The sequence below is a fragment of the Bacteroides cellulosilyticus DSM 14838 genome, from assembly GCF_000158035.1.
GTDB lineage: Bacteria > Bacteroidota > Bacteroidia > Bacteroidales > Bacteroidaceae > Bacteroides > Bacteroides cellulosilyticus.
The window spans coordinates 371,044-375,923 of the sequence record NZ_EQ973492.1 but is presented as its reverse complement, the minus strand read 5'-3'; the positions used below and the strand labels follow the sequence as shown (position 1 = coordinate 375,923).

Sequence of the window (4,880 nt, the reverse complement as noted above, 5' to 3'; positions counted from 1 at the left end):
CACCCAGAAATAAATTTTCATCCATCATTTTCCACCCTACTCCCCCTCCCATTCCAATTAAATTATCTACTTTCGCATTTTTTAACCACGTTAATATTACCTAACGGTTAATTAATCATTTAAGTCATGACAGAATTTAAAAAAACAAGAAGCTGAACGGAAATCAGCTGAGAAGTAAATCGTACAAATCTGATAATCAGAAGGAAGACGATAGTATAGAACAAGACAAAGCGAATGTAATAAATGAAAATTTATTAGCTTCGAGAAAGTATTACGGAGCAAATACCCATCTGTTGGTAGGTGCCCTGAGATGCTTCAAATTAGGCGGTTTTGAGGGTACGGAAGTCCATACAATCAGTGATTTTATAGAGTGGTGGGACAGTACGGGCAAAATCAGAAAGCATGTGAAAGGAAAGCATATACCTCTAAAAACAAGCAGCTTAAGAACCGAGATAGAGAGTATATGGGCGGTGATACAGAAGGAAGATACAGAACATATAGATCCCTATGGATATGATGTAAAGATTAATCAGTAATAGTTAACTCCAAAGAAAGGGCATAATTTTGCCCCGTCAACAGGATAGTGAAAGGGCTACACCCTTCCACCGGGATGGTGTAGCCCTAACCTAAAAAGGGTGTAGCTATCCAAGACAAAGGGTGTAGCCATCACAGACGGTTGATTATAAACCATTTATAAACAACTAAAATCATTAAGATGGAGAAACAAACGTTGGGACACCAACAAAAGTATGTAACGAAAGACGAAAGAGTGGAGAATCTATGGAAGAAACTGATTGGGCAGGAAACAGACTTATCCGAAGAAACCATCGCATGGATGGCACGACGAATTTTACAATTAACCGCCTACATGCCATACGGATGTGCACTGATAGCCTATCGAAAACAAAATGGAGATTTTTACATGGGAAGAGGAACACTGATACATTACGAAGCCGATTTCCACCGCAAATACGACATCGAGCGTATTCAGAACCATGTAGTGTACTGGGATATAGAGCAACAGGGATGGAGAACGTTCCAGATCGAGAACTTCCTGGAATGGAAACCAGTGGTAAGTTGAAAATTGAGAGTTGAAAATTAAAAAACAAAAGATTATGGATTCATATCTATTACATGATGCCAATGCAGGCAATAACTTTAAAATGATGATAATGATGCAAAAAGAGGGAATGAAAGGATACGGTATCTACTGGATGCTGCTGGAATTTCTAAGATTACAGGACGGATATAAGGCAGACTTAAGAGTATTGCCCATACTGGCACAGAAAATGAGAGTTACGGTAACCACCCTGAAGCGGATCATATATGACTATGCACTCTTCGAGGTAAACGGCACAAGCTTTTCATCGCCCGGACTCACACTGCGCATGAAACCATGGGACGCCCAACAGGACGCAAAAAGAGAGTCAGGCCGTCGTGGAGGGTTGGCTAACCAGCAGAAAATCAGAAATGCCAAGGCAAGCAACGCTTTAGCTACAAACAAAGAGAATAAAGAGAATGAAACAATCCCCTCTAGATCTCCCCAGGGAGACACGAGGAAGAATGAGGAGATTCTTCTTGTTCCACCGGAGTATGCACTCAACAAACAGACACACAACTATGAAGGATTGATAGAAGAATTGGAACGGCAAAAAGTGACATCCTTAAAAGAGAAAAATGCCATTCTCAGACTGACCGACTTTGGAAGACTGGGAGGCAAAATATGGAAAATCATCTATGACATCAACAATTCGCCACAGATGAAAGCAAGGATTGTGATGCCCGGAAAATATATTCTGAAGCTGTTGCAAAATTAAGTAGATGATCATAATTAGTTTATACTTTGCAAGTATAAGCTAATTATGACATACCTCCCCTGATCATCCTACATAAATATCAACTGCTTTTTAAGCAAGTCCACAATATCGCTTTGCAGCTTCTGCGCATTGATAGGTTTAGAAGTGTACGCATCAAAACCACTGTTCAGAATGCGTTCTTCATCTTCGGCATAGACATAAGCTGTCACTGCCATAATCGGGACCGTCGGCGACATTTCACGTATAAGTTGTGTAGCTTCGTAACCGGTCTTTTTAGGCATATTGATATCCATCAATATCAGATGGGGGTTGTATTGCTTGAATAGCTCCACCGCCTCTTCCCCATCCCAGGCATGGAGAATGTTGTACTGACGCTTCAGGATAGATTCGAACAACAGGAAATTACTCTCATTATCCTCAGCTATCAGAACTGTGAGTTTACTCTCCACTTTATTCAACCGGTGTTCCTTCTGTTCCCTCACTGATTTGAGCTCAACGGGACGATAAGGAAGAGTAAACCAGAAAGTAGAACCCTTGCCGGGTTCCGATTCCACACCAATCTCACCACCCAGATTCTCTACAATACTTTGGCAAATAGAGAGTCCCAGTCCTGTACCCTGCGAGAACGAATCGAGCTTTACAAAACGACCGAACACAGTATCTTTCTTGTCTTTTTCAATTCCATATCCCGTATCCGTGATATAGAAATAGAGAAAATCAGTATTTTTCAGATGATAACCAAAAGTGATGCTTCCACTGGGGGTAAACTTCATAGCGTTATTCATCATATTGGTTACCACTTGTGTCAGCCTGTTCTTCTCAATGTTTACAAAACAATCCGGCATTTCCGGCAGATATCGGATGACAACCGCATCATTTTTCTGGCGGAGCCGGGCGGATTCTTCCAACTCCTGAAACAAGGCATTCAGATCTATATCAGAATAGACAAACTCAAGTGTTCCGGACTCAATCTTGGAAAGATCCAGAATATCTCCTACGAGTTGCAACAACAGGGTATTATTGTTCTCGATAATATTGATGTATTCTTCTTTTTCTTCCGGCTCTTCCGCATCCGCCAGAATACTGGAAAAACCGACAATGGCATTGAGCGGGGTACGTATTTCGTGGCTCATATTAGCCAGGAAAGCTGATTTAAGACGATTGGATTCTTCTGCTTTTTCTTTTGCCGTAATCAAATCTTCTTCCATTTTCTTTCGCCCGGTGATCACGAGAGAAGAACCGATCAAAGTAATCGGATTGCCCTTTTCATCCCGCTTATCAACCGTGGCCTGAGCCTCAACCCATTCATAACGCGCCACGCCATTCTTGCGGACTATCACACGATATTCTTCCTTAATTTTAGAAACATTACCTTCCGTCAGTTCCTTATAGGCTTTCTTTACCCGTTCCCTATCTTCCTTACAGATTTTGGCAAAATATTGGTAATCGGGTACGGAAAGCTGATCTTCGTTCATCATGCTGTCGTCATGGCTAAGCTCCACCGGACGGTTCACATCACAGAGCATGGTACCCTTTTCCAGATCCCATTTCCAGGGAACGATATTCGCCACATCCAGCGACATTGACAATTTATGATTAGCGGAACGCAACATCTGTTGTGTCTCGGCCAGTTCGGTATTGTCTACGCAGAAAACATCAATGAATCCCTTATGCTTGGAAGGCGTCAGAATCACATTGAAATAATTACCTATATTTTCGTAATAGTATTGATAAGAAAGTTCCTTTTGAGTGGAAGTAACCATGCTATAGAGGTGGCACATCCTTTCAAAACCTTTCGGATCCGCCTCACTTCCTTTTTTACCGATGACCTCACCCATGGATTTGAAGTATTTCTCAAAACGTGGATTGGCTTCTACAGTGATATAGTCCACAATCTTTCCCGCAGAGTCGTAAATCAGTTGCTGTTTCAAATAAACGATGGGCATATTCTCAAACAAACTGTGATAACTGGTCATCAGTCTGATCTGTTCTTCCTGCTTTTTTCTTGCTCTGGACAGCCACCCCATCCGCAGCCACATAAACAAGAGCATGATGACTACAATGGCAATTATGACGCTATATTTATGTTGTTCCCAGAAAGAGGGCGGCATCATATAAAAGACTGAATTGGGAGGACACAAGCCAGGCGATAATCCGGCTTCCATAAGATCGTAATAGTTGAACATGGGAGTAGGCACACCACAGTCTACGATACGGGCTCCTTTCTCGTTGACACCGGATAAAACACCATTGGTAATCTCAACCACTTTTCTTCCAACAGTTTTTTCATCAAAGAAATAGCCGCCTACCAGGCCGTTCCGCTGCAATCCGGTATTATCTAATGAGAAGATAGGTGAAGAGGAATAATAGCTCAGAATTCTGGAAATATTATTGGTTAATACGACATTCCCTTTTTGAGTATCCTGATGCCATGAGCAAAAGAGAACTCCGCTGTTTGCCTCTGCATGGCTCAATGAATCCGCCAATGCATCGGTAGTCATTACACCGGCAACATAATCCTTTATTTCAAGTTCGGGAAAGTTCTTGCCCACAATCTCTTTTAAATCCGAACGGAATTGGGCACTTATATACCGGGCATCCGACAGAAATATCAACTCATCCATTTCAGGCATCAAATCCTGCATTAGCGAAACTGTTTCTTTGAGATATGCAGGTACATAGAATACAGTCAGCGACAAATCTCCTTTATAATCTTTCAAGGGAGTTCTCTCTTCTACCGGAATGGCGCGCCTCTCCAGATAAGCCTCTTGCGGACCGACGTAATCCGTCTCCGTACAAAGAATCACAGGGACATCTTTCCATTGTTTTTCTATATCATCTCTCAGCAAACCCCAGGAAGCACTACCTAAAAGAATCAGGAGTTTTGGAGGATTGTCTGCATATTTTCCAAAGAGACCTTCTTCATATTCCAATAATTCTTCTGCATTTTGTAAATGCATAAATTGACTGCCCATGTGCTCCACATCCACTACATAAGGAGAATTTTTATGCTGATAGGAATTATAAATAGGGATGATAAAGTCGTTACTCCATCGGGAAGAG

At 41.8% G+C, this 4,880-nt stretch carries 3 protein-coding genes; 2 read left to right on the top strand and 1 reads right to left on the bottom strand.

Going from position 1 to position 4,880, the window contains the following annotated elements:
* Positions 1–715: 715 nt before the first annotated feature.
* Both BACCELL_RS19580 and BACCELL_RS19575 read left to right on the top strand, forming a co-directional pair.
* Positions 716–1,081, top strand: coding sequence for an SH3 beta-barrel fold-containing protein (locus tag BACCELL_RS19580; RefSeq protein WP_007213765.1), 366 nt, complete (start codon positions 716–718; stop codon positions 1,079–1,081).
* Positions 1,082–1,115: 34 nt separating this feature from the next.
* Positions 1,116–1,817: a DUF4373 domain-containing protein gene (locus BACCELL_RS19575; protein WP_044154139.1), complete on the top strand. Its 702-nt coding sequence runs from the start codon at positions 1,116–1,118 to the stop codon at positions 1,815–1,817.
* A gap of 68 nt (positions 1,818–1,885) precedes the next feature.
* On the opposite strand, the gene BACCELL_RS26160 is transcribed toward BACCELL_RS19575, so the two are convergent.
* Positions 1,886–4,880: ATP-binding protein (locus tag BACCELL_RS26160; RefSeq protein WP_007213763.1), on the bottom strand; the 2,995-nt coding region annotated here is incomplete at its 5' end.